This window comes from Streptomyces nanshensis, assembly GCF_001751255.1.
GTDB lineage: Bacteria > Actinomycetota > Actinomycetes > Streptomycetales > Streptomycetaceae > Streptomyces > Streptomyces nanshensis_A.
This window is the reverse complement of the sequence record NZ_LJGW01000111.1, coordinates 57,925-83,885: the sequence shown is the minus strand read 5'-3', so window position 1 is coordinate 83,885 and position 25,961 is coordinate 57,925. Positions and strand designations below refer to the sequence as shown.

General features: G+C 68.9%; 25 protein-coding genes and 2 pseudogenes. 10 read left to right on the top strand and 17 right to left on the bottom strand.

What is annotated here, in order from left to right:
• Window positions 1–13 precede the first annotated feature (13 nt).
• The gene (locus AN218_RS06450; RefSeq protein ID WP_070015681.1) at window positions 14–463 is read right to left on the bottom strand and encodes a MarR family winged helix-turn-helix transcriptional regulator; all 450 of its coding nucleotides are present in this window, start codon (window positions 461–463) and stop codon (window positions 14–16) included.
• A gap of 95 nt (window positions 464–558) precedes the next feature.
• Here AN218_RS06450 and AN218_RS06445 point away from each other — a divergent pair, with 95 nt between their 5' ends.
• Entirely contained in the window at window positions 559–1,641 is a 1,083-nt protein-coding gene (locus AN218_RS06445) for an FAD-dependent oxidoreductase (RefSeq protein WP_070015678.1), read from the top strand.
• 37 nt (window positions 1,642–1,678) lie between these two features.
• On the opposite strand, the gene AN218_RS06440 is transcribed toward AN218_RS06445, so the two are convergent.
• From AN218_RS06440 to AN218_RS06415, 6 genes are all read right to left on the bottom strand, one after another.
• Complete coding sequence (locus tag AN218_RS06440; protein WP_070015676.1) at window positions 1,679–2,671, bottom strand: ABC transporter substrate-binding protein; 993 nt, start codon at window positions 2,669–2,671, stop codon at window positions 1,679–1,681.
• 82 nt (window positions 2,672–2,753) lie between these two features.
• Complete coding sequence (locus AN218_RS06435; RefSeq protein ID WP_275936957.1) at window positions 2,754–3,527, bottom strand: amino acid ABC transporter ATP-binding protein; 774 nt, start codon at window positions 3,525–3,527, stop codon at window positions 2,754–2,756.
• Entirely contained in the window at window positions 3,524–4,609 is a 1,086-nt protein-coding gene (locus AN218_RS06430) for an amino acid ABC transporter permease (RefSeq protein WP_070015674.1), read from the bottom strand. The genes AN218_RS06435 and AN218_RS06430 overlap by 4 nt, the downstream gene beginning before the upstream one ends.
• 17 nt (window positions 4,610–4,626) lie before the next feature.
• Window positions 4,627–5,643 (bottom strand): ABC transporter substrate-binding protein, encoded by a 1,017-nt coding sequence (locus tag AN218_RS06425; RefSeq protein ID WP_079131877.1) that lies wholly within the window; start codon window positions 5,641–5,643, stop codon window positions 4,627–4,629.
• 2 nt (window positions 5,644–5,645) lie between these two features.
• On the bottom strand, window positions 5,646–6,164 hold the full coding sequence (locus tag AN218_RS06420) for a GNAT family N-acetyltransferase (protein WP_070015672.1): 519 nt from the start codon (window positions 6,162–6,164) through the stop codon (window positions 5,646–5,648).
• Window positions 6,161–7,321, bottom strand: coding sequence for an LLM class flavin-dependent oxidoreductase (locus AN218_RS06415; protein ID WP_070015669.1), 1,161 nt, complete (start codon window positions 7,319–7,321; stop codon window positions 6,161–6,163). Before AN218_RS06415 ends, AN218_RS06420 begins: the two co-directional genes overlap by 4 nt.
• A gap of 778 nt (window positions 7,322–8,099) precedes the next feature.
• On the opposite strand from AN218_RS06415, the gene AN218_RS06410 reads away from it, so the two are divergent.
• Together AN218_RS06410 and AN218_RS06405 are read left to right on the top strand one after the other, a co-directional pair.
• A complete protein-coding gene (locus tag AN218_RS06410; RefSeq protein WP_079131876.1) occupies window positions 8,100–9,155 on the top strand; it encodes an amino acid ABC transporter permease in 1,056 nt (351 codons plus the stop codon).
• Between the two features lie 16 nt (window positions 9,156–9,171).
• A complete protein-coding gene (locus tag AN218_RS06405; RefSeq protein WP_070015667.1) occupies window positions 9,172–10,260 on the top strand; it encodes an LLM class flavin-dependent oxidoreductase in 1,089 nt (362 codons plus the stop codon).
• A gap of 43 nt (window positions 10,261–10,303) precedes the next feature.
• On the opposite strand, the gene AN218_RS06400 is transcribed toward AN218_RS06405, so the two are convergent.
• Complete coding sequence (locus AN218_RS06400; protein ID WP_070015663.1) at window positions 10,304–11,278, bottom strand: ketopantoate reductase family protein; 975 nt, start codon at window positions 11,276–11,278, stop codon at window positions 10,304–10,306.
• A 164-nt stretch (window positions 11,279–11,442) separates the two neighbouring features.
• Here AN218_RS06400 and AN218_RS06395 point away from each other — a divergent pair, with 164 nt between their 5' ends.
• Complete coding sequence (locus AN218_RS06395; RefSeq protein WP_070015662.1) at window positions 11,443–11,631, top strand: hypothetical protein; 189 nt, start codon at window positions 11,443–11,445, stop codon at window positions 11,629–11,631.
• Window positions 11,632–11,768: 137 nt separating this feature from the next.
• Here AN218_RS06395 and AN218_RS06390 read toward each other — a convergent pair whose 3' ends face one another.
• Together AN218_RS06390 and AN218_RS06385 are read right to left on the bottom strand one after the other, a co-directional pair.
• On the bottom strand, window positions 11,769–12,665 hold the full coding sequence (locus AN218_RS06390; protein ID WP_070015660.1) for a GH25 family lysozyme: 897 nt from the start codon (window positions 12,663–12,665) through the stop codon (window positions 11,769–11,771).
• A gap of 294 nt (window positions 12,666–12,959) precedes the next feature.
• Window positions 12,960–13,907, bottom strand: a complete 948-nt coding sequence (locus AN218_RS06385) for a glycoside hydrolase family 16 protein (protein ID WP_244900314.1) — start codon at window positions 13,905–13,907, stop codon at window positions 12,960–12,962.
• Between the two features lie 740 nt (window positions 13,908–14,647).
• On the opposite strand from AN218_RS06385, the gene AN218_RS06380 reads away from it, so the two are divergent.
• Together AN218_RS06380 and AN218_RS06375 are read left to right on the top strand one after the other, a co-directional pair.
• Window positions 14,648–15,181, top strand: coding sequence for a DUF3995 domain-containing protein (locus tag AN218_RS06380; protein WP_141747491.1), 534 nt, complete (start codon window positions 14,648–14,650; stop codon window positions 15,179–15,181).
• A 93-nt stretch (window positions 15,182–15,274) separates the two neighbouring features.
• On the top strand, window positions 15,275–15,712 hold the full coding sequence (locus AN218_RS06375) for a VOC family protein (RefSeq protein WP_070015784.1): 438 nt from the start codon (window positions 15,275–15,277) through the stop codon (window positions 15,710–15,712).
• A gap of 78 nt (window positions 15,713–15,790) precedes the next feature.
• Here the strand turns inward: AN218_RS06375 and AN218_RS37920 are convergent.
• From AN218_RS37920 to AN218_RS06355, 4 genes and pseudogenes are all read right to left on the bottom strand, one after another.
• A pseudogene (locus tag AN218_RS37920) lies at window positions 15,791–16,167 on the bottom strand (MmyB family transcriptional regulator).
• 375 nt (window positions 16,168–16,542) lie between these two features.
• A complete protein-coding gene (locus AN218_RS37415) occupies window positions 16,543–16,740 on the bottom strand; it encodes a hypothetical protein (RefSeq protein WP_070015657.1) in 198 nt (65 codons plus the stop codon).
• 33 nt (window positions 16,741–16,773) lie between these two features.
• Complete coding sequence (locus AN218_RS06360) at window positions 16,774–17,211, bottom strand: SRPBCC family protein (RefSeq protein WP_070015655.1); 438 nt, start codon at window positions 17,209–17,211, stop codon at window positions 16,774–16,776.
• Between the two features lie 683 nt (window positions 17,212–17,894).
• Window positions 17,895–18,356 (bottom strand): MerR family transcriptional regulator, encoded by a 462-nt coding sequence (locus tag AN218_RS06355; protein WP_070015648.1) that lies wholly within the window; start codon window positions 18,354–18,356, stop codon window positions 17,895–17,897.
• A gap of 54 nt (window positions 18,357–18,410) precedes the next feature.
• On the opposite strand from AN218_RS06355, the gene AN218_RS06350 reads away from it, so the two are divergent.
• The 4 genes from AN218_RS06350 to AN218_RS06335 all read left to right on the top strand — a co-directional run bounded on the left by AN218_RS06350 (window position 18,411) and on the right by AN218_RS06335 (window position 22,857).
• The gene (locus AN218_RS06350) at window positions 18,411–20,009 is read left to right on the top strand and encodes an FAD-dependent oxidoreductase (RefSeq protein ID WP_244900313.1); all 1,599 of its coding nucleotides are present in this window, start codon (window positions 18,411–18,413) and stop codon (window positions 20,007–20,009) included.
• Window positions 20,010–20,186: 177 nt separating this feature from the next.
• Window positions 20,187–21,125, top strand: coding sequence for a metal ABC transporter solute-binding protein, Zn/Mn family (locus AN218_RS06345; protein ID WP_070015646.1), 939 nt, complete (start codon window positions 20,187–20,189; stop codon window positions 21,123–21,125).
• 47 nt (window positions 21,126–21,172) lie between these two features.
• Window positions 21,173–21,979: a metal ABC transporter ATP-binding protein gene (locus AN218_RS06340; RefSeq protein ID WP_079131874.1), complete on the top strand. Its 807-nt coding sequence runs from the start codon at window positions 21,173–21,175 to the stop codon at window positions 21,977–21,979.
• Window positions 21,976–22,857 (top strand): metal ABC transporter permease, encoded by an 882-nt coding sequence (locus tag AN218_RS06335; protein WP_070015643.1) that lies wholly within the window; start codon window positions 21,976–21,978, stop codon window positions 22,855–22,857. The genes AN218_RS06340 and AN218_RS06335 overlap by 4 nt, the downstream gene beginning before the upstream one ends.
• A gap of 324 nt (window positions 22,858–23,181) precedes the next feature.
• Here the strand turns inward: AN218_RS06335 and AN218_RS37915 are convergent.
• From AN218_RS37915 to AN218_RS06320, 3 genes and pseudogenes are all read right to left on the bottom strand, one after another.
• Window positions 23,182–23,622: pseudogene (locus AN218_RS37915) on the bottom strand (ABC transporter ATP-binding protein); the annotation flags it as partial.
• Complete coding sequence (locus AN218_RS06325; RefSeq protein WP_079131873.1) at window positions 23,619–24,791, bottom strand: FecCD family ABC transporter permease; 1,173 nt, start codon at window positions 24,789–24,791, stop codon at window positions 23,619–23,621. The gene AN218_RS06325 and the pseudogene AN218_RS37915, both read right to left, overlap by 4 nt.
• Entirely contained in the window at window positions 24,781–25,782 is a 1,002-nt protein-coding gene (locus AN218_RS06320) for an ABC transporter substrate-binding protein (RefSeq protein WP_070015641.1), read from the bottom strand. The genes AN218_RS06325 and AN218_RS06320 overlap by 11 nt, the downstream gene beginning before the upstream one ends.
• Between the last annotated feature and the right edge of the window lie 179 nt (window positions 25,783–25,961).

The window sequence follows — 25,961 nt, the reverse complement described above, 5'->3', positions numbered from 1 at the left end:
CCCTCCTCGCCGCTCAGGACACTGCGCCGCCGAGGAGTCGGACGACGACCGACGTCACCCGCTCCCTGTCGGTGCGCGAGAGATCCCCGGCCAGGGACTCCAGCCGTGCGGTGATGGCGTCGTGGGTCTCGTGAGCCAGCCGCGTCCCCTTGTCCGTCAGGGCGACCTGGCACGCACGGCGGTCGTGGGAGCTGCGCTGCCGTACGACGAGGCCGCGGCGCTCGATGCGGTCCACCAGGCCCGTCAGGCTGGACTTCTCCAGGTACAGCACATGACTCAGCTCCGTCATCCCCGCCGGGCCGCGCGTGAGGACGCAGAGCAGTTGGGCCTGTTGAGGGGTGAGGTCGTGGGCGCGGCTGACGTCGGCGAACACCCGCTGCACCAGGTGCGTCAGACGCACCAGTGCGTCGGCGAAGCCGAACTCCGTCTCCTTCGCCGTCCTCGTACGGGCCGGATCGGCCATGGCACCTCCTGGACCGAGTGCGGTTGACAGTAGTTCGTATCACGAATTACTTTAGTTCGCACTACGAATAGTCCGTACAACGAATCAGGTGTCTCATGGCTGCCACGGTGCTCGTCATCGGCGGGGGATACGGCGGAGTCGCCGTGGCGAAGGCGCTCGACGACGTCGCCGACGTGGTCCTCGTCGAGCCGCGCGACGCGTTCGTGCACAACATCGCCGCCCTGCGCGAGCTGGTGGACCCGGACTGGTCCGGGCGGTTGTTCTTTCCCTACGGCCGGCTCCTGAGCCGTGGCCGGATCGTCCGGGACCGTGCGGTGCGCGTGGACGGCTCTGGCGTCGAACTCGCCTCCGACGAGCGGATCGTGGCGGATTACCTGGTCCTGGCGACCGGCTCCCGGTATCCGTTCCCGGCGAAGCCGGACCTCGACGACAGCACGGCCGCGCGGGCCAGATTCCGGGCCGCACACGGGGCGTTGACCCGGGCCGACGGCGTTCTGCTTCTCGGCGCGGGTCCGGCGGGTCTCGAACTCGCCGGTGAGATCAAGGCGGCCTGGCCCGGGAAGAGGGTGACCGTCGTCGATCCCGCCGAGGACATCCTGGCCGGCGGCTTCGTGGACGATTTCCGCGCCGAGCTGCGCGCTCAACTCGCCGCGCTGGACGTCGAATTGGTGCTGGGCACCGCGCTGCGCGAGGAGCCGCCCTCCGAGCCGGGCGAGACCCGGACGTTCACCGTGACCACCCGCTCGGGACGGGAGATCACCGCCGACCTCTGGTTCCGCTGCTTCGGGGTCGTACCCGTCAGCGACTGTCTGACCGGCGAACTGGCCCCCGCGCGGCGCCGGGACGGGCACGTCGAGGTCACCGGCGAGCTGCGCCTGCCCGGACAGCGGAACGTCTTCGCCGTGGGCGACGTGACCGCCCTGCCGGAAGCCAAGCTGGCCAAGGCCGCGGGCGAACACGCGGCCGTCGTCGCCCACAACATCGGCGCACTGATCCGCGGCAGCGGCGACCTGACCACGTACACCCCCGCTCCGCCTGCCATCTCGCTCCCGCTCGGCCCGCACGGCGGTGCCTCGTACGCCCCCGGCAGGGGTGTCCTGGGCGCGGAGGCCACCTCGCGGCTCAAGGGCGCGGACCTCAGAGTCGGCTCCTACACCGAGCTCTTCGGCCTCGACTGAACGAAACCCAGCGGCCGGCGCCGTCCGGGGCGAGAGGCTACGAGTTGGTCTTCGGCAGGCCCTTCGGGTTCAGCTCGGAGGTCTCGACGGCCTCGTCGGACAGGCCCCAGCGCTTGAGGACCTTGGCGTAAGTGCCGTTCCGGATCACGGTGTTGAGGGCCTGGTGAAGTGCCTCGACGAGTCCGTTGTCCTTCTTCGTCGTGGCCGCGATCTTGCCCTGGAGACTCGCGCCGCCGCCCGAGTAGGTGCCGATGATCTCGCTCTGGCCGGTGGTGGCCGAGTGGTACGCGGCGACGGGGTTGGGGCCGAGGTAGGCGTCCAGGCGGCCGGAGCCGAGGGCGAGGTAGTAGTCGGTCGGCTTGTCGTAGTACTTGATGTCCGTTGCCTCAAGGCCCTTCCGTACGTTCCGCTTGCTCCAAGTGACCAGCAGCTTCTCCTGGTTGGTGCCGGAGCTGACGCCGATGGTCCTCCCGGCCACGTCCTTGGGGCCGCGTACCGTCCAGCCGCTTCCCTTCTTCGCCTCGAACGCCAGGTTGTCGAGCCGGTACGTGGCGAAGTCGTACTTCTCCTTGCGCTCCTCGGTGACGGTGATGTTGCTGACGCCCGCGTCGTACTTGCCGCTGTCCAGGCCGACGAAGATGTTCGCCCAGTCGACCGTGTGCGAGCGCAGCTTGAGGCCCAGGACGTCGGCGATCAGCGAGGCGATGTCCGGCTCGACGCCGATGACGGTCGTGTCGTCCGTGGCGTAGAAGGTCAACGGCGGTGCGGCGCCTGCCGAATTGGCGATGTCGAGGGTGCCGCTCTCCCGTATCTTCCGTGGCACGAGGGCGGCGATGGACGTGACCTTCGGCGTCCTGATCCTCTTCTGGTCGGGGCTCAGATCGACCTTGGCGGTGCCCTTCCGGGGCGCCCCGCCTGGCGCGGCCTCGTCGGCGCCGCCCGTGGAGCCGCCGCAGGCGGACAGGACCAGGACGGCGGTGAGGCCGAGGACGGCGGCGGTGGCGGGGCGGCGGGCTGGGCGGCTGGGCACGGCGGTCTCCTGGAGTGTGCTGGGCGGTGGGCGGCTGTACGGGGAGCGGTCCGGGGGAGCAGAGGCGCTTGCGGGGCGGGCGTCAGAGCACCTTGGAGAGAAAGGCCCTGGTGCGTTCGTGCCGCGGTGCGTCGAGCACGTCGGAGGGCCGGCCCGCTTCCACGACGAGACCGTCGTCCATGAAGACCACGGTGTCGGCGACCTCACGGGCGAAGCCGACCTCGTGGGTCACCACGATCATGGTGGTGCCCGTACGGGCCAGATCCTTGAGGACGTCGAGGACCTCTCCGACAAGCTCCGGGTCGAGGGCGGAGGTCGGCTCGTCGAACAGCAGCACCTTCGGTTCCAGGGCGAGCGCCCGGGCGATGGCGACGCGTTGCTGCTGCCCTCCGGAGAGCTGCCGGGGGTAGGCGTCCGCCTTGTCCGCGAGGCCCACCCTCGTCAGCAGCACGTCGGCCTGTTCCAGGGCGGCACGGCGTGTGCGGCCCAGTGCGGAGACCGGGGCCTCGATGACGTTCTCGACCACCGTGAGGTGCGGGAAGAGGTTGAAGTTCTGGAAGACGAAGCCGATATGGGTGCGCTGCTTGAGTACGTCCCTCTCCTTCAGCTCGTGCAGCTTGTTCCCCGAGCGGCGGTAGCCGATCAGTTCGCCGTCGATGCTGACGTAGCCCCGGTTGAGCCGCTCCAGATGGTTGATGCTGCGCAGCAGCGTGGACTTGCCCGAACCGGAGGGCCCGAGGATGACGGTGACCTCGCCGGCGCGGACCTGGAGATCCACTCCGCGCAGCACCTCCAGCGGGCCGAAGCTCTTGTGGACGCCGCGGATGTCGACCATGGGACCGCGCTCGGTGCTCATCGCTCGCTCCTCTCGGCGGCAGCCGTACGGGGCAGGGCGCCGCCGCCCGGCGTCACGGGAATCTCCGGACGGGCCGCCTGCGCACGCAGCGCACGGACGAAGCCGCGGGCGCGCTGGAGCGGAGTGGGCGGGGGAGTGCGCTCGGCGCCGCGGGCGAAGTGCCGCTCCACGTAGTACTGGACGACGGAGAGCACGGTGGTCAGGACGATGTACCAGACCGTGGCGACCATCAGCAGGGGGACCACCCGGCCGTTGCGCCCGTAGATCACCTGGACCTGGTAGAAGAGTTCGCCGATGGCCATCACCGAGACGATCGAGGTGCCCTTGAAGAGGGAGACGACCTCGTTGGCGGCGTTGGGCAGGATGGAGCGCATCGCCTGCGGCAGTACGACGCGGCGCAGTTGACGCAGCCGGGGGATGCCCAGCGCCGCGGCGGACTCCAACTGCCCCGGATCCACAGAGATGACGCCCGCGCGGACGATCTCGGCGGCGTAGGCGGCCTGGTGCAGCGCGAGACCGATCACGGCGGCCGTGATGGCGCCGACGAGGTTCATGGTCTCGAAGCGCCAGAAGACCGGCCCGAAGGGGATGCCCACCCCCAACTCCCTGTAGAGATAGGCCAGGTTGAACCAGAACAGCAGTTGGACGATGAGCGGGATCGAGCGGAAGGCCCAGATGTAGGTCCACGCGACCGTCTGGAGGACCGGGCTGCGCGAGAGCCGCATGAAGGCGAGGACGACGCCCAGGGCGAAGCCCAGCACCGTTCCGTACACGGTGAGTTGGACGGTCAGCCAGACCGCCTTGAGGACGGTGCCGGTGGAGAGATACGCGAAGAACGTGCCCCAGTCCCAGGCGGGGTTGGTGAGCAGGCCGTGTGCGAACTGGGCGACGACGACGAGCGCCGCGGCACCGGCGATCCAGCGCCAGTAGTGCCGGGCGGGCACCACCCGGAGCGACGTCAGATCCGCGCCCGGCGGGGGCGCCGGGGACGCCGCGTCGGAAGCCGGACGGTTCGGCGGCGCGGCGGGCGGTGAGTGCGCCGTGCCCGGCGGGGCGGTGCCGGTGGCGGCAGCGGGGTCCATCGTGGGGCTCCTCGGGGTCACTTCTTCTCGGGCGGGCTGATGCGGGAGGCGGGGATGGCGGACTTCTCCGTGCCCCACTTGCGCAGGATCCGGTCGTACGTGCCGTCCTTGATCAGCCGGTTGACGGCGGTCTGGAACGCCTTGGTCAGCGGGGAGCCCTTGGCGAAGGCGAAGCCGACGTCGAGGCGCTGGAACTCGCCCAGGAAGCGGATGCCGGCCTCGGGCTGCGCGGCCTGGTGGCGCAGGCCGTTGATGGTCGACATCGTCACGTCGACCCGGCCCTGCTGGAGGCTGGTGAGCTCGGCCCCGTCGTCGGAGAAGACCCGCACCGTGTAGGGCTTCTCGCCGCTCTTCTTGCAGACGTCCCTGTGGGTGTCGAGGGTCTTCTCGAAGGTGGTGCCCGCACCGGTGCCGATGGTCTTGCCGCACAACTGGCTGAGCCGGGTGACCTTGCGGAGACTCTTGTCGTCCTTGCGGACGGCGAAGCCCTGCCCGTCGTTGATGTAGGTGACGAAGTCGATCGTGCGGCGGCGCTCGTCGGTGACGCCGAAGTTGCCGGTGCCCGCGTCGTACTTGCCGCTGGTGAGGGCGGGGAGGATCGTCTCGAAGCTCGCCTCGTCGCGCCGCACCTTCAGCCCGAGCACCTTGCCGACGGCGTCGCCGATGTCGACGTCCTGGCCCACCGGTTTCTTCGTGGCGGTGTCCGGGTGGTACGCGCTGGGCGGTGAGCCCACCGACGTCGCCAGCCGCAGACTGCCCCTCTCCCGTACGGCCCGTGGCAGCAGCTTCGCGGCCGCTTCGTCCTTGTGCACCGAGCGGAGGACGTTCTGGGAGGGCGCGGGCGAGGCGCCGTTCTGCGCCGCCGGTTCGGCGGAGCCGCCGCATGCGGTCAGGGTGATCGGCAGCAGCGCGGCGACCGTCGCGAACGCCCTGCCGCGCGGCGGGCGGTGAGGGGTCGAAGCGGGGTCGGGGGCAGGGACAGGGCCAGCCGAAGCAGGGGCGGGGACAGGGGCGCGGGCGGGAACACGGTGCATGGTCACGTCTCTCCGGTGTCCGGGGCGGCGATGTGCTTCTCGAAGGGAAGGGGGCCGATGCTCTCCGGATCGGCCGAAGTGTCGAACAGAGGCGTGTAACCGGTCGCCAGATACAGACTTCTGGCTTCCGGCTGGCGGGGCCCGGTCGTGAGGTAGATCCGCCGGTAGCCGCGCAGCGCGGCCTCGCGTTCCAGCTCCGCGACGACACGGCGGGCCAGACCCCTGCGGCGGTGTGCCGAGTGGGTCCAGATCCGCTTGAGTTCGGCGGTGCCGGCGTCGAGCCGGCGGTACGCACCACCGGCTACCGCGGCCCCGGCGCGCAACAGCAGGAGCAGCACGCCGTGCGGCGGTGTGAACTCCTCGGCGGGGTAGCGGCTCAGCTCTCCGTGTGCGTCCTTGCCGTAGCGGGTGGAGTACTCCTCTCCCAACTCCCGCAGCAGCGGCCGTACCAGAGGGTCCGTGACCCGGGTACGCACCACGGTCAGCGCGGTCTGCCCGTACGGCTCGGCGACCGGCGTCATCTCCGGCCCGCCGCGAGGGCGTCCGGCTCCGCGACCGCTGCCGGCCGCGCCTCGCGGCGGGCCCGTTCCGCGTCACGCCTGGCGACTTCGGCGCGGACCAGCGGAATGACGTGCCTGCCGAAGTCGATGGCGTCGCCCAGCAGGTCGTAGCCGCGGGCGGAGAGGATGTCCACGCCGAGGTCGTAGTAGTCCAGCAGCGCCTGGGCGACCGTCTCCGGAGTGCCCACCAGGGCATTGGAGTTGCCGGCGCCTCCGGTGGCGGCCGCGGTCGGCGTCCACAGCGCGCGGTCGTAGCGCTCGCCCTCCGCGGCGATGGCGATCAGCCGCTGCGAGCCGGTGTTCTCCGGGGCGCCCCGCCGGTGGTGACGCACCGTCGTGGCCTCGCCCTTCTCCCTGCGGTCGCGGATGGCGGCCACGGTGCGGTGCGCCTTGTCCCAGGCCAGCTCCTCCGTGGGCGCGATGATCGGCCGGAACGCGACCTGGATGCGCGGAGGCCGAGCGCGTCCGGCGGCGGCCGCGGCGGCCCGTACGGACTCGATCTGCTCCGCCGTCCTCTCCAGCGGCTCGCCCCACAGGCAGTAGACGTCCGCCTCGGCGCCTCCGGTCTCCAGCGCGGCGGGGGAGGAGCCGCCGAACGAGACGCCGGGGCGCGGCTGTTGGACGGGGAAGGTGTCGCTGACGAAGTCGTGGAAGCGGTAGTGCTCGCCTTCGTGGTCGAAGGGCTCGTGAGTGGTCCAGATCTTCTTGACGATCCGGATGTACTCGCGAGTGCGCGCGTAGCGCTCGTCCTTGGTGAGGGTGTCGCCCTCACGCCGCTGCTCGTGGTCGTTGCCGCCGGTGATGAAGTGGACCGTGAGACGGCCGTCGCTGATGCGGTCGAGAGTGGCGAAGGTCTTCGCCGCATAGGTGGGGTAGGAGACGTTCGGCCGGTGCGCGAGGAGGATCTGGAGCTTCTCCAGACGGCTCGCGATGAAGGCGGCCGCCGGGGACGGGTCGGGAGAACCGGAGCCGTACGCGAACAGGACACGGTCCCAGCCGTGATCCTCGTGGGCCCGCGCGAGTCTGAGTGTGTAGTCCTTGTCGAATGAGGGACCGGAGCGCGGATGTGTCTCCGAACCGTCGTGTGTGGCGGCAATACCGAGAAACTCCACTGGCATGGAGGCGGCCTTTCAAGAAGAAACGTCGTGCGGTGCTTTCGGGCAGGCCGAAATCGGCTCCCGGCGCCGCCGTAATGGCAGCGTGCAACGAGAGCGAAACGACGCGAAAGCGCCTGGAAACGCGGGGCAACGCGGGGAAACACTCGGGACGCGGAGCAGGGAAGCGGGACGTGCGCAGCTCAGGTACGAGGTGACGCGCGGCGGAGGGTGGCCGGATGTCGGCAGCGGCGCCCGGAGCCATACGGCGCAGCACACGGCCGGGCGGTGCGCTGCGGAAAGGCTGCGGAAAGACCGGTCCCCGCGGATCCACCGGGGAGGGATGGGCCGGTCAGACGGCCCGCTGCCGGAAGGTCAGCAGAAACACGACGCCGACCACACTCGACCGAAGTCGATGTGGTCGCGGGTGACCAGCGGCAGCCTGTTCTTCACGGACACAATTGAGCACCGCATTCTTCGCCGCGTCAACTGTTGTCCGCATGATGGGCCGAATTCTTGTCCCTCTTGACAGTTTCGCGGCGGCTCGCCATACCCTCGTAGAGGGAATCACCGGCTGCGAACGGCCATTGCTCTCATGGCCGTTGTGGGCTCCTGCCTGTCGGGCGGCCGGTGCCCCGGCCGTGTTGAGGGACACGGCTCGCGTGGCGTCCTGCGGTCCGCCGGTTCGTACCCGAGGTGCGGGACGACCTGTCGCGAACCGCTTCGTGCACCCAGTGATGCTCTGCGCCGCGCAGAGCCGGGCTTCCGTAGCCCGCCACGTCTCTTCCCGGAGAACCCTGACATGGCCGCAACCCCTCATGCCCTGCCCACGTCCCCTCAAGCCGGCCCGCCCTCCGGCGACTTCGGCGCCCCGGACGGTGACCCCGGCGGCGCGGACAGACCGTCCGGCGACACCGCCGACGCCCTGCCGCAGATCGTCGCGCGGCGGCATCCGGGGCGATGGCTCGCGGCCTGCGCCGCACTCCTGGTCTTCGCCATGGTGCTCAACTCCGTCGTCCGCAACCGGGCGTTCCAGTGGAACGTGGTCAGCGGCTACTTCACCACGCCCGCCGTCCTCGACGGGCTTGTGCTCACCCTCTGGCTGACGGCCGCCGTGATGGTGCTGGGCTTCGTGCTCGGCACCCTGCTCGCCGTGATGCGGCTGTCCGCCAACCCGGTTCTGCGGACGCTCAGTTGGGGGTACGTATGGATCTTCCGCTCCACTCCGCTCCTGGTGCAGTTGCTGTTCTGGTTCAACATCGGCGCCCTCTATCCACGGCTGGGCATCGGCATCCCCTTCGGCCCCGAGTTCGTCACGTTCAAGACCGCCAACCTGCTCGGTGCCGCCGCCACCGCCCTGATCGGGCTGACACTCCACGAGGCCGCCTACGCCGCCGAAGTCGTACGGGGCGGGATCCTCACCGTCGACGCCGGACAGACCGAGGCGGCACAGGCGCTGGGACTGGGCAGGCGGCGCGTGCTGCAACGGATCGTCGTACCGCAGGCGATGCGCTCCATCGTCCCCACCGCGGGGAACATGCTCATCGGCACGCTGAAGGGCACCAGCATCGTCAGCGTCCTGGCGGTGCAAGACCTCCTGTACTCCGTGCAGTTGGTCTACAACCGCACCTACCAGGTCATCCCGCTGCTGATGGTCGCCACGCTCTGGTACATCGCCGTGACCACCCTGCTGAGCGTCGGCCAGTTCTATCTGGAGCGGTACTACGCGCGCGGCGCCGCCCGCGAACTGCCCCCGACCCCTGTGCAGCGGCTGTGTCGCCGTGCCGCCACGCTGCGCGAGCGGCTGCGCACCTCGAGCGCCGCCGGAGCACCCCCTCTTGTGAAGGGCCGGCGATGAGTGAGGAGGCGGCATCGTGAAGTTCCTCGCGATCACGCTGATCGTGCACGCACCCCACCCCGTGACCGGCGTACGCACCTCGACCGCCGAACGGTTCCGCGAAGTCCTCGACAACGCCCTGCTCGCCGAGGAGTTGGGCTTCGACGGATTCGGCGTCGGCGAGCGGCACGAGCGGCCCTTCATCTCCTCCTCACCGCCCGTCGTGCTCAGCCACATCGCCGCACTGACGAAACGCATCCGTCTGTTCACGGCCGTCACCACGCTCAGTCTTCTGGACCCCGTGCGCGCCTACGAGGACTACGCGACGCTGGACCATCTCTCCGGCGGACGCCTTGAGTTGATCATCGGCAAGGGCAACGGCACGGCGCAGCGCGAGCTGTTCGACGTCTCACCCGAGGACCAGTGGGAGCGCAACGCCGAGAGCTACGAGGTCTTCCGGCGCATCTGGCGGCAGGACAAGGTCACCGCCGGGACGCGCTTCCGCCCTCCGCTGACGGACGCCGAGGTGTGGCCGAGGCCGCTGCAGCAGCCGGTCCGCGTCTGGCACGGCAGCGCGACCAGCAGGGAGTCCGTCGAACTGGCGGCCCGCTACGGCGACCCGCTGTTCTCGGCGAACGTCACCAACTCGATCGAGCCGTACGCCGAGTTGATCCGCCACTACCGCGAACGCTGGGAGCACCACGGCCACGACCCGGCTGCGATCGCCGTCGGTGCGGGAACCGCGGGCATGTACGTGGCCCGTACGTCCCAGGAGGCGATCGCCGCCTACCGGCCCGTGTTCGAAGGCAATCTGGCCTTCCAGAAGCAGCTCGGTCTGGAGCCGGTCTTCCCGACGGTCGAGGACTTCGTCGAGCGCAGCTCGGCACTGATCGGCAGCCCGCAGCAGATCATCGACAAAGTGCACCGCTACCACGACCAGTTCGGCCATACGGTGCTGCATCTCCACGCCGACGCGGGCGGATTGACGGAGAGCCGGCACCGGGACTCGTTGGAACTCTTCCAGTCCGAGGTCGCTCCGGTGCTGCGTCGCGACATCCCCGACCCGCCGTTCGCCTGGGGCCCTGTGCTTGCGGGGCCACCGGCCACGGGGGAGTCCGCCCCCTGACCGAGATCCCCCTCGCGCGGGAGCCGGCCGGGCCCGGCCGGTCTCAGCCGGCTGCCGCCGCCAGTTCGGACGGGGTCAGCGACCCCGGTGCGCGGCCTTCGCGGGCGAAGGCGTTGGCGGTGCGCTGGAGGAGCTCGTTGACCGGGGTCGGCACCCCGAACTGCCGCCCGAGCAGGACGATTTCGCCGTTGAGATAGTCGGCCTCGACTGAGCCCGTGCCTCGGGCGAGGCTCTGCCAGGACGAGCTGCCGACCTGTTCCACGCCCTCAACGGCCTGCGGAACCATGTGGTTTCCGCGTCGGCGGCGCTGCTCCTCCTCGCTCACGTGGGCGATGCCCGCAGCGGCCAGGGCGGCGCGGCCCTCTGCCATGGCGCGCTCGCGCAGCTCGCGCCCCTCGGGAGAGCCGACGGCCTGCGGGCCGAGCGTCGCGTCGAGGGCGTTGCCGAGGTTGGCGAGCAGCTTCGCGTACTTCCAGCGCATCACGTCCGGCACGACCGGGGCGGCGAAGTGCGACGTCTCCAGATCGGCGGCGATCGCGCGGAGGGTGTCGGAGGTGCCGGCGGGATAGCGGCCCATGTGCAGGATCCCGGTCAACGGGCCGCAGGCCGCGACGACTTGGCCGGGTTCCAGATGGGCGGCCGGCAGCCAGACGCACATGCCGTACACCTCGGGGAAGCGGCGCAGCGCGAGCCGCTCGCCGCTCACACCGTTCTGCGCGCAGACGACGGGCGACCGGGAGTGGCGCGCGGCCCAGGCGTCCAGGGCGGCGACGGCGTGCTGTGTCTTCACCGCGACCATCAGCACGTCGCCGTCCCGGGGTTCGACCTCGTCCGGGCCCGCGGCCACCGGGATGTCGAGGGTCCGGGTGCCTTCCGGAGTCGTCAGCCGCAGGCCGTCGGCGCGCAGCGCTTCACGATTCGTACCGCGAGCCACGAGGATCACCTCGTGTCCGCTTTCGTGCAGCCGCCCGCCGATCGAGCCGCCGACCGCTCCCGCCCCGATGACGATGTAGCGCATGCGCTGCATCCTTTCACGCACTCGGTGATCGCGGCGGGGCGGATGCCGCCGGTCCGGCTGCGGTGGGGCGTACGCACTGAGCCTCGTGGAGGCAGAAGAGCAGAAGCGGCAGAAGAGGCAAGAAGCAGAGAGGACGCGGCTCACCGCCCGAGCCCAGGTACCCGATGACTGACAAGACCGACTTCAAGAAGACCTTCGACGGCTACCGGGCGAAGCGAGGCGAGTTCCGGGTCCTGCACCTGCCCGCCCTGCTCTGTCTGATGGTCGACGGCCACGGCGATCCGAACACCTCACCGGCCTTCGCCGAGGCGCTGGCCCGGACGACCGGGGCCACGGCGCGAGACCGGGAGTGACCGCGTTCTTCGACCAGCGCGGGCCGAGCCGCTGGGCCGCCGGCCCATGAGAGGGAAGGGCGCTCCCGCTCACGGGCCAGTTCACCGCGGCCTCGTGTGCCACAGGCGTCAACTGCCCCTGTGGCGTGGCATTCCGGTTACGGCACGTCCACGCGGGGCTTGGCCAGCGTGGTGTTGTTCGCCAGGGCCAGCAGCCTGTCCCGCGAGCCGTTGAACTTGTCGCGGTCGACCGGGTTGATGCCGCCGATGTTCCCCTGGTCCGTGTACTGCCAGACCGTCCAGGACGGGAAACCGGTGGGGATGGTGGGGCTGCCGTTGGTCCAATGCGCGACCCAGAGCGGTGTCTTGGCGCTCATGCCCGTCCAGTTGCCGGTGCAGGTGTTCCACCAGTTGGCCGTGGTGTAGATGACCACGTCGCGGGAGGTCCGGGCCTTGTAGGTGTCGTAGAAGTCGCTGATCCAGGTGCGCATGGCGGCCTGGCTCAGTCCGTGGCACTGGGAGCTGGGGCCGTTCTCGATGTCCAGCACGCCGGGAAGTGTGAGGTTGTCCGCGGACCAGGCGCCGCCGCTCTTGGCGAAGAAGTCGGCCTGCGCCGCGCCGCTCGATGCGTCGGGACGGGCGAAGTGGTAAGCGCCGCGGATGACGCCGTTGTCGTGAGCGCCGAGGTAGTTGGCGCTGAACTGCGGGTCCTTGTACGAGGTGCCCTCGGTGGCCTTGATCCAGGCGAACTCGATGCCGGCACCCTTCACCGAGCCCCAGTTGATGGCGCCCTGATAGTGGGACACGTCGATGCCCTGGACGCCGCTGGTGTCCTGCGGGCCGACCGTGCGGCGCTCCTTGCCGGCCGTCTCCTTCTCGGCGCTGATGCCCATGTGGCCCTCGCCGAGCCGGTAGCTGTCCTTCTCACCGTTTAAGGGGGCGGCGTGGGAGGTCGCGACGGTGGGGAGCGTGAGGGCCATCGTCGCGCCGACGACGGTGGCTGCCATGGCGACCTTACGCGCGTAGAAGCCGGGGTGGGGGCTGGGTCTTTGCATGGGTGTCTCCTGGGAGTCGGTGGTGGTGGTAGTGCGCATGATGCGGACATGTCATAAATACGCGACGCGGGGGCTCCGTGGAAGGGTGCGTCCGAAGCGCCTGTGGTCTAGCCCACTGGCGAATTCGGTGAACGGAGAGGTTCACGTCGGGCGGCTGTCTGCCGCAGCCGCGCGGACGGGCAGCCGTAAGACCGGAGGAACGGCGCCAAAGAGACCCCGTCCCACGTGGTGCGACGGGGTCTCCCTGCGGTCTGCCAAGAGAGCGTGCTCAGGCGGGAGTCAGGGGCTCCGCCGTTACTCGCTCACGTTCACCGCGAACCAGTCGACGCTCATTCCCGCGCCCGACGTGATGTCCGCCGCCGGCGAGGTGCAGCCGCAGACCTTGTCCGGGTAGGAGCCGCCGATCGCGACGTCGAAGATGGCGAAGAACCCGTGGTCCACCGCCTTCTGCCAGGTCTCCGCCGACACCTGGTCCTGGTTCACGGCGAAGGTCTCCTCGCCGTCGAGGTAGAAGCGCAGTTGCTCGGCGGAGGCGTCGGTACGGTCCACGATGACGGAGTAGGTGTGATACCCGGTCTGGCAGCCGTCGCAGGGCTGTAGTTCGCTGGTGATGCCGTCCGGGTCGTGGCACTCTCCGGCCCATTCGCCGCAGTGGAACGTGGTCGAGTGCTGACTGAGACCGTTGACGGCCTCCATGATGTCGATCTCGCCGATGCTCGGCCAGTTGGTGGCTCCGACGGGGCGCGCGTCGGCGCCCATGGCCCAGAACGCGGGCCAATAGCCGAGCGCCTTCTCCGGGTTGGGCTGCTTGATGGAGGCGCTCATCTCCATCTGGCCGCCGGCCGGTGCGCCGAAGTCGGTGCGCTGGGTCTCCACTCGGCCCGAGGTCCAGTTCCCGGCGTCGTCGCGGATCGGCTTGATCACCATGTGACCTTCGCCGTCCTGGTAGACGTTCTCGGTCGAGTCCGTGGACGTCTCGATCTCGCCCGTGCCCCAGTTCGCGGCGCCGCCGGGGTAGTTGGTGCCGATGTCGTAGAGCCAGTCGTCGCGGTTGAGTCCGGTGCCGGCCGCGCCGTCGAAGTCGTCCTTGAAGACGGTGGTCCAGTCCGCTGCGGGAGCGGCGTCGTCTGCCGTCCTCTCGGCCGCCGCCTTGCTCGCAGCCGCGGGTCCGGCGGGTTCGCCGGCGGCGGCCGTACTGGTGGACGCGGTGAGACCCAGGAACGCGCTCAGGGGGAGCGACACCGCGGCCACGAGGGCCAAGAAGCGTCGCCCGGGCCGGAGTTGGATGTGCGCCGTCCTGCGTGGGGGAGTGAGCTTGTACATGGGGGCTGCTTTCACTCGGAGGAACGTCGGTCGGTGACGTACGGACACGCGAGCCCGACAGAGCGGGAAAAGCACGTACAAGGTGGATGGGCACGCTCGGCACGGCCGATCGGAGCGGTCGCCTGAGAGCGCTCTCATTCACAAGTCACTGTCATGTAGCGTCACCGAACCGTCAAGAGGCGAGGATGAGTTCACTTGTCGAATCCACGCCGCAGCCCAACTCACCGGCTGAGGCGGTGTGTCAACTCCGACGATGAGCCGCCGTCAGGTCGGGCATCCGCCCGACGCCGTCTTCGTTGTGTGAACTCCGGGACGCCGCAGCCTCCGTACGGGGGGAGGCCGCGCAACAACCGGAGGCGCGGGTACGGGGCACCGGACGCGGCAGACGCCAGCGGGGGGTCCCCTCAGCGAGACCGAGCGGCCCGGTCCCTCCGCATGATGTCCGGCCTGGCCGCCTTCTCCACGAAATATCGCAGGACTTGGTCCCGTCCGGCGACCTAGGATGGGCTGATTTTGCTCGGGGGAAGGGATTCCGAACGGTGCACGAAAGATCGTTGGCAACCGGAAACGACAGGGGCTCAAGCGACCGTGAGCCGGGGGCTGTTCAGCCGCCGCGGCCGGTCTTGGTGTACGTGGCTTTCGCTTTCACGCTCGTCTTCATGCTGCTGCACCTGTATTGGGCGGTCGGCGGCACCTGGGGTCTGCCGCTCATGGAGACGCGCAACAGGTCCGCGGTTCAGGCGGCCAACTGGGTCGTGTGCGCCGTCGAGTTGATCGGTGCGTTCTTCATTCTCGCGCTCAATCACCCGGTCGGTCGGCGGGTTCCGGCCTGGACGCTGCTGGTGCCACTCTGGATCGCAGCCGTCGTGTGCCTCTCCCACGGCGTCTACGGATTCGTCACCAAGGGGCTTTATCTGAGCGGGTGGCACGGTGCGGTCGACTTCCCCAGCGTGCCCGGAGTCAGCGCGGCCACCGCAGCCGGGAGACACCAACTGTCCGCAATACAGGACCTGGTGGTGTTCGAACCGTGCTTCGTGCTGCAGGGTGCATTGGTCGCGCTTGCCGCCTGGCAATTCGTCCGCACCTCCGCTCGCCGTCGCATTTGGCTGACGTCGGTGATCGTCGGGACCGTACTGATCGCTGCGTTCGGCACGCTGCTCTCGCTCGGTGGTATGCACATCGCGGTCTACTGACCACCGCTTGCCCGATCGACGCCCTTGCCGCCGGGCACACTCCGGGCGCCGCCGGAAGCGCCCGAACTGGTCCGGCTCGGTAGCATGCAGCGCATGGCCGTCAGACTTGAGAACGTCGGCATCGCCGTTCGCGATCTCGAAGCAGCGATCTCCTTTTTCACCGACCTCGGCCTCACGGTCGTCGGCCGTGACACGGTCAGCGGCGAATGGACCGACACCGCCGTCGGCCTTGACGGCAATCACGCCGACATCGCGATGCTCCAGACCCCGGACGGCCACGGTCGCCTTGAACTCTTCGAGTACATCCACCCCGAGGCGATCGAGTCGGAGCCCACTCTTCCCAACGAGATCGGCATGCATCGCGTCGCCTTCTCCGTCGACGACCTCGACGAAGCCCTTGAGACAGCCGCACGGCACGGATGCCGTCCGCTTCGCGGCGTCGCGAATTATGAGGGCGTCTACAAGCTCACGTACGTCCGCGGTCCCAGCGGCATCCTTGTGATGCTCGCCGAGGAGCTGAAGAAGCACTGACGGCTGAGCGGTCAGCCGGCCTCGCGCTTTCACGAGGCGGGTTTTCCTGCCGGGCCGAGAAAGCAGATCCCGGCATGCTCACTTCTCTTGACGGGAAGCGCGCACACGCGGACGGGAATGGGCCACGAACGTGTGTGGTGCTGAACGCGTGTGGAGTGGGGCCCTGCCGGGAGCGTCGTGGACGTCGAAGGTCTGATACGTCAGCTCGATGCGGCCGGCGCGGGGGTGCACGAACACCTTGAAGGCACGGGAGAGACCGCCCACGCGGTGTTCTGCCCACAGCTCCTGGAACTCCGGTGATACGGCGGCGAGTTCGTTCACGGAGCGTCGATGTCCGGATCGTCCGGCATCCGCCCCTGGTTGAGGCGAAGCGCCTCGACCGTGCTGCGGCGCAGCCGGTCCCACTCCGCGAACACGGACTTCGCTTCCGGGTGGGTGAAGAGGATGCGGGTCATGTTCCGTTCGTCGCCGAACGGCGACAGCAGCGCGTCGGCGACGGGGTTCGCGGCGAGCTCGGCGCCAGGACTCCGTCAAGCCTCGCGGCCGTCTCTTGCCGCGTTCGCACGGCGTGACGTTTCCGGGCTCACCGTCAAGGCGGGCACGGGAGTTGGCGGCGTACGTCTACGGCTGTGCGGCGAGCGGGACTCGATCGTCACGGTCCGGCTGGACGTCGCCGGCGGCCGTCGCGAGGCGTCACCGGCCGCGTCTGTCACGGGGCGCCGCTCGGTGACCTCCGTTCTCCCGCGGCCTCGACTGCCGTGCGTGGCAGGGTGGTTGGAACCGGACGCGGGGCCGCCGGCAGGGGCGAGGCGACTTCGCCACGCGCGTGATCACCCAAGCTCTGTCGAGCGCAGACGAAGACTGAAGTGCAGTCCCCTTCGGCGTCGTTCATCGAATCCTGAGCGCGTCATCGCGGCTGAGCCGCCGAACGTCGGCGAGCTGTCGCCGCATTCGGTCATCAGTGACTCGGCGAGGAGGCCGCGCTGGCTCATCTGCTCCTTCAGAGCCCGTTCGGCGATGTCGGGCACTCCATCTGTTCTCCTGAGAGCTGTCAGCGGCGGTCAGTGCAGCATGCGTGCGAGTAGCTGCCAGCGGCGGTGCCGGTGGCGGAACATGAGCCGGACGAAGAGGCGGGTCGGCGCCCCGCGCCACCCGTCTTCGGTCTCGATCTCATCGGTGTAGCGGCACCGATGCTCCCCGAGCGGGACGAACACGAGGTGGTGCCGCCATGTGCGTACCGGTCCGCCGTACTCGTCGGTGTGGATCTCCAGCGGGTCGAGCCTCTCGATCGTGATGTGGTGGGTCCATGCGGGGAATATCCCGAACCACCACAGCCGTGCTTTGCCGTGCGTGCCCGCCTCGATGCGGTCCGGCACATCCATCCGGTACAACCGCAGCACTGGCCTCATCACGAAGGCCATCACCTCGGGTTTGCGTGCCAGTCCGGCGGCGACGTGCGCTCCGATAGGCAGTTCGGTCGTGAGAGTCGTGGTGCTCATATCGATTCCCTCCGTGCCAGGCGAAGGAGCCGGGCCCAAAAGCGGCTTACGGTACTTTCGTGAGTTCCGTGATGTATTCCTTTGTTCCGTTCACAAGGTCTGCCGCAGGTTGGAGAAGCGTCGTGGCGCTGTCCTTCGACGCGAGTCGATGCCGCGAGATGTCCTCGAGGCGGTGCGGCGTCGAAGTCGCGGGTGACCAGTAGCGCGTTGACCGCACCGCCGGCCGCGGCGCCGGTCCCGGGGACATCGGGACGTTCGCAGCCGGGGCGACGACATCGCCGACGGCAACAGAGCGGCACTCAGATCCGCCACGCTGCCACCGGCCATTAGCACGTCCCACTCTTCGTTCACACCGGCAAGTGCATCGGCAGAATGAGACCGTCGCCAAAAGAACTTGCCGCCTTGGCAAGACAGAGGAGGCTTCATGTCCGAGGGACTGGAACGTACGGGAGTCCTCCTTCGCACGGGATGCCCGGGCCCGGCGCTCGACGAACTCGCCGCCTGTGCGGGCATATCGGAGAACACTCCGTTCCGAAATGAGCTGCCCCGCCGCCCAGATGGCCGGACGGGGCTCTCTGACGGCGCGAACCTAAGCTGACGAAACTGGAACGGATCTCTGATCCGTCGAACCTTCTGTACCGACGCCGCACTTGAGTACGCCGGGCCGGAGTTTCGGCCGGGCCTCAATCGCCCGGCGTACTGCCGGGTCCCGGAGCCGGATCCGCCCCGGGGCCGTGGGCGAGCGCGGCATCGATGGACCGCTCCAGCTCTTCTTGGAGGTACGGGCAGTTACGGACGGGGTTGTCACGGGGGCAGGTGAGCAGGTGTTCCAGGAGGCGCTGTGCTTCCTGGAGTTGCTGGATTTTGTGCTGCATCACCTCGACGGATTTCTCGATGACGTTCCTGGCGGCGACGTGGTCGTCCGTGACCGGGTCGGAGAGCGTGACGGCGGTGTCGGTCAGGCTCATCATCCCGTCGCTGTGGAGGAGTCGGATGAGGACGAGCCGGCGCAACTCGTCCCTTCCGTAGACGCGGACCGTCCCACGCCGCCCGGCCGGACGCAGCAGACCGGCCTCGTCGTAGTAGCGCAGTGCGGAGACGGCGATGCCGAAGTGCTGCGCCACCTCCCTGATCGTGTATTCCACGTCACCATGATGCAGCTTGCGCTCAAGCCGACTTGAGCGAGCAGGGTGAGCGGCATGGTCAGTGAGACGGACAGCGTGGAGCAGTACGAGGTGGTCGTGGTCGGTGCCGGGCCGGTGGGCCTGTCGACCGCGTTGTTCCTGGCGGACCGGGGAGTGCGGGTGCTGGTGCTGGACAAACGCGACCCCCTCTCCAGTCCGCCGCGTGCCGGTACGAGCGTGCGCACCCTGGAGCTGTTCCGGACGGTCGGGCTCGGGGCGGACCTGGAAGAAGCGTGCTGGGACGGCCCGGCGCCACTGCAGTCGGTGATCAAGGACAGCGCGATCGGTGCGGTACGGCACCGGGCGGCCCCTCCGGAGCAGTACGCAGAACGGCTCGCGTCCTGCAGCCCGATCGGCATTCGCCGGACGATGACGCAGGACGCCCTGCAGCGACTTGCTCTGGAACAACTGCGTCTCCGCGGCGGACACGTCCGCTTCGGTGTCCAGTTCGAGGACGCCGACGCAGGCGCCGACGTGGTGCGTTCACGGTTGTCGGAGGCCGGTACCGGGCGTGAACGGCGGGTCGTCAGCCGCTACCTCATCGGGGCAGACGGCGCCCACAGCCGGGTGCGGTCACTGTCCGGGATCGGCATGCCCGACCGGGAGGTCGCTGCACGTCTTCACACGGCCTTCTTCCGGGCAGATCTGCGCGGACTGCTGCCGGAGTCCGCGACACACTCCTGCTTCATCCGCAACGAGCACATCTACTGCACGCTGTTCGCGAAGACGGCCGCGGGCGACCGCTGGTCCTCGCACATCATGGACTACCCGGGAAAACCAACGGAGTTGGAGCCGCTGGCACCGGAGCAGACCCTCAGGTTCCTGCACGCGGCGATCGGCGACGGCACCGTGCCGATCGACCTGATCGAGTGCAACCCGTGGGAGGCGGCCCTGGGTATCGCCTCGTCGTTCCGCCGTGGCCGGATCTTTCTCGCCGGTGACGCCGCCCATGTACAGAGTTCGGCCGGTGGGCTGGGCATGAACACCGGCATCCAGGACGGTCACAACCTCGCCTGGAAACTCGCAGCCGTACTGCACGGCGGAGCCGGCGAGGCGCTGCTGGACACTTACGAGCCCGAGCGGCGAGCCGCCGCCGAGGCATCCCTGGCGCTGTCGTACGGCATGCACCGCGGCTATCAGACCCAGCAGGACACGAACGAGCTCTATGCGCGGCTGGCCGACGACTACTTGCGCGGCATGCTCCTCTACCGCTACGAGTCCGGCGCCGTGCTCGGCGGCGACGACCCGCTGCCGGGGGTGCTGGACGATCACGCGGTCCCTGGCTGCCGCCTGCCGCACCGATGGCTGGACGACGGCGACCGACGACGCTCCACGCTCGACCTCGTCGGGCCCGACTGGACCCTCCTGGTGGGTCCGAGCGGCAGCGGCTGGTTCGCGTCCGGCGTCGAGAGCGACGAACTGCGAGTACGGCTTTGCCGCCCGGCGACAGCCGGTGACGACGCCGCGGCATTCGCCGAGCTGGCCGGGACGGAGCCGGACGGCGCCTTGCTCGTCCGTCCCGACGGGTTCGTCGCCTGGCGCTCAGCCCGCCGGCCCGCCGACCCGGGCGGCACCGTCCGCTCCGTCTTGCGTGCGCTGCGGGGACACATCTGACGTGCCGCGTTCCTGGCCCGCCTCCCCGAAGCTCTCCCGGCAGGTCAATACCCGGCAACGATTTTCACCGCGAGCGCAACAAAGATGGTCTTGAAATCCGTTTTCATCTAGCCTCACTGTTCAGGCCGAGGCAAGGCTCAGCTCGGCGTACATGCCGTCTTGTTGCGGAGGAAAACCATGCGTACGTCCCGGTCCCGGCATCTCGCGCTGATCACCGCCGCGTCCTTGGCCTTGCTGGCCGGTTGCGGCAACTCGTCGGAATCCGAAGGCGATTCCAGCTCCTCGAAGGGCGCCGCTTCCTCGTCCACCGTCCCCGTGGCGGCCTCCACGAACGTCTACGGCGACATCGCCGAGCAGATAGGTGCCGGAAGGGTCAAGGTCACTTCGATCATCAGCGACCCCGGTCAGGATCCGCACTCCTACGAGGCCAGCACCCAGAACCAGTTGGCCCTGTCCAAGGCGAAGGTCGTCATCGAAAACGGCGGCGGCTACGACGACTTCATCGACCGGATGCTCAAGAGCGGCGACAACGCGTCCCCCGAGGTGATCAACGCAGTCAAGGTCTCCGGTAAGAAGGCGCCGGCAGGCGGGGAGTTGAACGAGCACGTCTGGTACGACCTCCCCACGGTCGGCAAGCTCGCAGACCGCGTGGCCGCCGCCCTGTCCAAGGCGGATCCGGACCACGCCTCCACCTTCACCGAGAACGCGAAGGCCTTCAAGGCGAAGCTGAAGCCGCTGGAGGCGAAGGAAGGGCAGATCAAGACCGACCACGAGGGGGAGACGGTGGCCATCACCGAGCCTGTTCCCCTGTACCTCACCGAGGCGAGCGGGCTGGAGAACAAGACCCCCGACGACTTCAGCGAGGCCATCGAGGAGGGGGACGACGTCTCACCGAAGACCCTGCAGTCAACGCTGGAACTGTTCACCGGCAAGAAGGTCAAGGCCCTGGTCTACAACGAGCAGACCTCTGGCCCGCAGACGGAGAAGGTCGAGCAGGCGGCGAAGAAGGCGGGGATCCCCGTCGTCCCCGTGACCGAGACCCTGCCGAAGGGCAAGGGCTACGTCGCCTGGATGACCGCGAACGTCGACGCGCTCGCGAGCGCGTTGGCCAAGTGAGGCACCCGGCAAGGGCCTTGACGGAGGACTGCGGTGCCGGAGCCGCGGTGATCAGTCTGCGTGACGCTGCCCTCTCCTACGGCGAGCGCGTCGTGTGGAGCGGGCTGGATCTCGACGTACGGCCCGGGGAGTTTCTGGCCGTGCTGGGGCCCAACGGATCCGGCAAGACCAGCCTTGTCCGAGCCCTGTTGGGCCAGCGGCAACTGTCCGCCGGGACGCTGACGGTCCTCGGCCGCACGCCCCGCAAGGGCAGCCGGCACATCGGCTACATCCCGCAGCAGACGGCATTGCCTGTCCACGCGACGCTCCGCGCCCGGGACTTGGTCCGGCTCGGTATCGACGGGCACGTCTTCGGACCACGACCGCGTACGCGCACCGTTCGTAGCCGGGTGAACGAAGCCCTCCAGTCGGTCGGGGCCGCCCCCTATGCGGATGTCCCCGTCGGTCTGCTCTCCGGCGGAGAGCGGCAGCGCGTGCGCATCGGACAAGCCCTGGCGACCGACCCGCGGATCCTGTTGTGCGACGAGCCGCTGCTCTCTCTCGACCCGCATCACCAGAGGGCCGTGACCGAGCTGGTGGATGCCCGGCGCCGGTCACACGGCACGGCCGTGGTGTTCGTGACCCACGAGATCAACCCTGTGCTGGGACTGGCCGACCGTGTGCTGTATCTCGCCCGAGGCGGTCACCGGGTCGGCACACCGGGGGAGGTGCTGACGTCAGCCGCGCTGTCGCAGTTGTACGGAACACAGGTCGATGTGGTCAGAGTCCGGGACCGGATCATGGTTGTCGGAGCGCCGGACGAAGTAGTGGATCCCGCGCACCATCCGGAACTGCCGGACGGAGCGCGGTCGTGACGACGGGCGACGGTCTCTGGCAGCAGATATTCACCTTCGACGACTACGGAGAGCTGCTCGTCCTGGTCCGCAACTCTCTCATCGCCGGGGCCGCGCTCGGTCTGATCGGCGGGCTGGTGGGCGTCTTCGTGATCAGGCGAGACCTGCCGTTCGCGGTGCACGGCATCAGCGAGCTGTCCTTCGCCGGCGCCTCTGCGGCCCTGTTGCTGGGGACGAACATCGTGGCGGGCTCAATCGCCGGATCGTTGATCGCGGCTGGAACGATCGGCGTATTCGGCTCTCGCGCCCGGGACGGCAATTCCGTCATCGGCACGCTCATGCCCTTCGGCCTCGGCCTGGGCGTCCTCTTCCTCGCCTTGTACAAGGGCCGGGCCGCGAACAAGTTCGGCATCCTCACCGGACAGATCGTCGCCGTCGACACTCCGCAGACGTCCTGGCTGCTCGGCACCTCGGCCGTGGTGCTCGTCGCGCTGGCGGTCATGTGGCGGCCGCTCACGTTCGCCAGCGCCGACCCGGAGGTGGCGGAGGCCCGAGGAGTGCCGGTACGAGCACTGTCCTTCGCCTTCATGGTGGTCCTGGGACTAGCCGTCGCGCTGTCGGTGCAGATCGTCGGGGCGCTGCTGGTCCTCACTCTTGTCGTCACCCCCGCGGCCGCAGCAACCCGGATCACGGTGTCACCGGTGCTGCTGCCCGTGCTCAGCGTGGTCTTCGCGACGGTCTCCATCGAAGGCGGCATTCTGCTCGCTCTCGGCGGCAGCATTCCTATCAGCCCCTACGTCACGACCATCTCGTTCGCAATCTACGTCGTCTGCCGATTCGCGGGCAGTTACCGGATCCGGCGACGGGGAGCCAGGAAGACCGTTTCCGAACCCGGCTGACCTCGCGACGCTTCGGTGGCTGATCGTGAGTCCTCCTCGGTCGTCGCGGGTGATTTCGGTTTCGGTTCCGAACACGTTCCTCATGTTCTCGGCCGTGAGGACGTCTTGCGGCTGTCCGGCCGCAGCGACCCTGCCCTGGCTCAGCAGGACGAGCCGGTCGCAGAACCGGGCCGCCACGGTCAGGTCGTGGACGGCGATCAGAACGGTCTGGTCGGTGGCGGCCAGCATCTCCATGAGTTCCAACTGGTATCTGATGTCCAGGTGGTTGAGCGGTTCGTCCAGCAGAATTCCCCAGGGCTGCTGGGCCAGCGCACGGGCTACGTGGGTGCGCTGTTGTTCTCCGCCGGAGAGCGTCCGCCATGTACGGGCGGCGAGACCGGTCAGGCCCATGCGTTCGAGGGCGGCGTCGATCACGAGGCTGTCCCGGGCGTCGAGGCCGTGCCACCGGTCGCGGAAGGGCGTGCGTCCCAGAGCGACCACGTCCGCGACCCGCAACTCTCCCGCGGTGTGGGAGGTCTGGCCGACGAAGGCGATGTTCTGGGCGATCCGGCGCGGCCCGAACGCGCGGATGTCGTGCCCGTCGTACCGGACGGCGCCGTACGTCGGCTTGAGCAGCCCCGCGACGCACCGCAACAGCGATGACTTTCCTGAGCCGTTGGGGCCGATGAGTCCGACCGTCTCACCGGACGCGACAGTGACGTCGATCGCCTCGAGGACGTTCTTGTCGCGGACCGTCCAGCCGACCTGTGCGACGTCGATCCTCATAGTCCTCCCCGCCTCCGCAGGATGACGGCGAAGACCGGGGCGCCGAGGAGAGCCGTGAAGACGCCGACCGGCACTTCCCTGGGTGCGAACGCGACCCTCGCCACGGCGTCCGTGGCCACCAGGAACACCGCCCCGCCGAGCGCCGAGAACGGCAGCAGAGACCGGTGCAGCGGTCCGACCGCGAACCGTACGCAGTGCGGAACGATCAGCCCCACGAACCCGATGGCACCGACGAACGCGACGGCCACCGCCGTGAGCAGCGCGGTCACCATGAGCAGGACGTTCTGCACCGCCCGTACGTTGATCCCGAGCGACGCGGCAGTGTCCTGGCCGAAGGCGAAGCCGTCGAGTGCGGTGGAACACGACCACAGGACGAACAGTCCCGCTGCCGTGACGGTGGCGCAGATCGCCACGCCCTCCCACCGTGCGGACGCCATCGAGCCGAGCAGCCAGTGGGCCACGGCCCGTGTCGTCTCCGCATCGCCGGACGCCATGACGATCAGCGAGGTGAGAGCCATGAACAACTGCCCCACGGCGACGCCTGTCAGCAGGATCCGTACGGAGTCCAGGCCGCTGCGGCGTAGCAGCAGCATCAGCAGTCCGAAGGAGGCGAGTGCGCCGGCGAAGGCTCCGCCCGTCACCCCGAGAGAACCGGCGCCGACGCCCAGAACGACGACGGAGACCGCACCGCTGGAGGCGCCCGAGGAGACTCCCAGCAGATAGGGATCGGCCAGGGCGTTGCCGGTCACCGCTTGCAGGGTGGCTCCGCAGGTCGCCAGCGTCGCGCCGACGAAGGCAGCGAGCAGCACCCGTGGTACGCGTAGATCCCAGATGAGGGAGTCGACGAGCGGGGGCAGTGGCCGGAGGGACAGGCCGAGCCGGCTGCCCAGTACCCGGCCGAGGTCGGCGTATCCGACGTCGCTGATGCCGATGCGTACGGAGACGGCCATCGAGGCGACGAGGAGCGCGAAGCCGGCGAGGAAGACGACCGGCCGGAGTGCCCCTGGGCCTCGCTCGCTGCGTACCGGCGGATGCTTCCGGTACGCACCGGTCGCGCCCGGTGCCGCGCGGTGGGACGGGTGGAGCGGCGATGCCGTGAGGTCCGTGCTCTGCTGCGCGCCGTCGGATTCCCGTGTGACTGCCCCCTGTTCGACGGGGTCAGCGGGCATACCCGCGGTCCTTCGTCTCCTCCGCGAGCAGGCCGAGCGTATGGACGCTGCGCACCGACGGATCCATCTCGATACCGGGGACGGTCAGCACCCGCTTCTTCCGTACGGCCGACAGCTTTGAGGTCAGCGGGTCCTTGCGGAGCATGCGCAGCTTGTCGCGGGCGCTGTCACCAGGCTGTCCCAGTTCGGGAAGGTCACCGAGCACGATCAGGTCAGGGTCGCGGTCCGCCACCGCCTCCCACGACACCTCGGGCCACTGTTCGTCGACGTCGTCGAAGGCGTTCTCGGCGCCCACGAGCCTGCTCATCTCGCTCGGCAGTCCTCCCTTGCCCGCGACATACGGGGCACCGTCGAACACCGAGTAGATCCAGACGACGGACGGCTTGTTGCGGATCTTCTTCCGTACGGACTGCGCCCGTTGGACGCTCTTCCTCTGGCTGTCGATCAGTTTCTGAGCGCGGCGCTCCGCGTGGAACATGCGCCCGAGGTTCTCGTAGTCCTGGAAGAGAAGGTCGAAGGGAGTCATGCCCGGCTTGCTGCGGTGAGGGCAGTCCACCGCGCTCACGTATGAAGGAAGACCCGAGTCCGCCAACTCCTTGCGGGTGCCGACCCGGTCCTTGCCGTACAGCTCGGCGAAGGAAGCAACTGCCAGATCGGGGTTGGCCGCTCGGAGCTGCTCGCTGGTGAGGGTCTTGGGGCTGAGTACCGGCACCTTCTTGTAGTCGGTCCGGTAGCGGGGCGCGATGCTCGTCTTCAGATAGGAGGTCCCCGCCATACGGTCGGCAAGGCCGAGCGCGAGCAGGGTCTCCGTCGAGGACTGGTCGAGGGTGACGGCCCGGTGCGGCGCTTCGGACACCGAAAGCGACTGCCCGCAGCTCCGTACGACCGTGTTCGCCTTCTGCTTGCCGGCTGAGGGGCGAGGCGCACCCGAACACCCCGTCACCCCCAGGGCCAGTGCGAGCACGATCGCGATGCCTATGCCCTTGGGCATGGTCCTCCTCTATCACCTGTCAGGTGCAACTGGGCAGTCAACGCAACTGTATCTGGCAACGATTGTCGTTACAGCCCTCCAAGGTCCCTTTGCGGCAAGGGACTTGGCGTGCGGCTCGCAACCGTCTCGGGGCGGGGCTGGAGGAGATGCGGAGAGCGGGATTCCTGGGTGCCGACGGC

Coding starts and splice junctions, on each gene's coding strand:
- AN218_RS06450 (WP_070015681.1), bottom strand. CDS start 463: ATGGCCGATCCGGCCCGTACGAGGACGGCGAAGGAGACGGAGTTCGGC.
- AN218_RS06445 (WP_070015678.1), top strand. CDS start 559: ATGGCTGCCACGGTGCTCGTCATCGGCGGGGGATACGGCGGAGTCGCC.
- AN218_RS06435 (WP_275936957.1), bottom strand. CDS start 3,527: ATGAGCACCGAGCGCGGTCCCATGGTCGACATCCGCGGCGTCCACAAG.
- AN218_RS06430 (WP_070015674.1), bottom strand. CDS start 4,609: ATGGACCCCGCTGCCGCCACCGGCACCGCCCCGCCGGGCACGGCGCAC.
- AN218_RS06425 (WP_079131877.1), bottom strand. CDS start 5,643: ATGCACCGTGTTCCCGCCCGCGCCCCTGTCCCCGCCCCTGCTTCGGCT.
- AN218_RS06420 (WP_070015672.1), bottom strand. CDS start 6,164: ATGACGCCGGTCGCCGAGCCGTACGGGCAGACCGCGCTGACCGTGGTG.
- AN218_RS06415 (WP_070015669.1), bottom strand. CDS start 7,321: ATGCCAGTGGAGTTTCTCGGTATTGCCGCCACACACGACGGTTCGGAG.
- AN218_RS06410 (WP_079131876.1), top strand. CDS start 8,100: ATGGCCGCAACCCCTCATGCCCTGCCCACGTCCCCTCAAGCCGGCCCG.
- AN218_RS06400 (WP_070015663.1), bottom strand. CDS start 11,278: ATGCGCTACATCGTCATCGGGGCGGGAGCGGTCGGCGGCTCGATCGGC.
- AN218_RS06395 (WP_070015662.1), top strand. CDS start 11,443: ATGACTGACAAGACCGACTTCAAGAAGACCTTCGACGGCTACCGGGCG.
- AN218_RS06390 (WP_070015660.1), bottom strand. CDS start 12,665: ATGCAAAGACCCAGCCCCCACCCCGGCTTCTACGCGCGTAAGGTCGCC.
- AN218_RS06380 (WP_141747491.1), top strand. CDS start 14,648: ATGCTGCTGCACCTGTATTGGGCGGTCGGCGGCACCTGGGGTCTGCCG.
- AN218_RS06375 (WP_070015784.1), top strand. CDS start 15,275: ATGGCCGTCAGACTTGAGAACGTCGGCATCGCCGTTCGCGATCTCGAA.
- AN218_RS06360 (WP_070015655.1), bottom strand. CDS start 17,211: ATGAGCACCACGACTCTCACGACCGAACTGCCTATCGGAGCGCACGTC.
- AN218_RS06350 (WP_244900313.1), top strand. CDS start 18,411: ATGGTCAGTGAGACGGACAGCGTGGAGCAGTACGAGGTGGTCGTGGTC.
- AN218_RS06345 (WP_070015646.1), top strand. CDS start 20,187: ATGCGTACGTCCCGGTCCCGGCATCTCGCGCTGATCACCGCCGCGTCC.
- AN218_RS06325 (WP_079131873.1), bottom strand. CDS start 24,791: ATGCCCGCTGACCCCGTCGAACAGGGGGCAGTCACACGGGAATCCGAC.
- AN218_RS06320 (WP_070015641.1), bottom strand. CDS start 25,782: ATGCCCAAGGGCATAGGCATCGCGATCGTGCTCGCACTGGCCCTGGGG.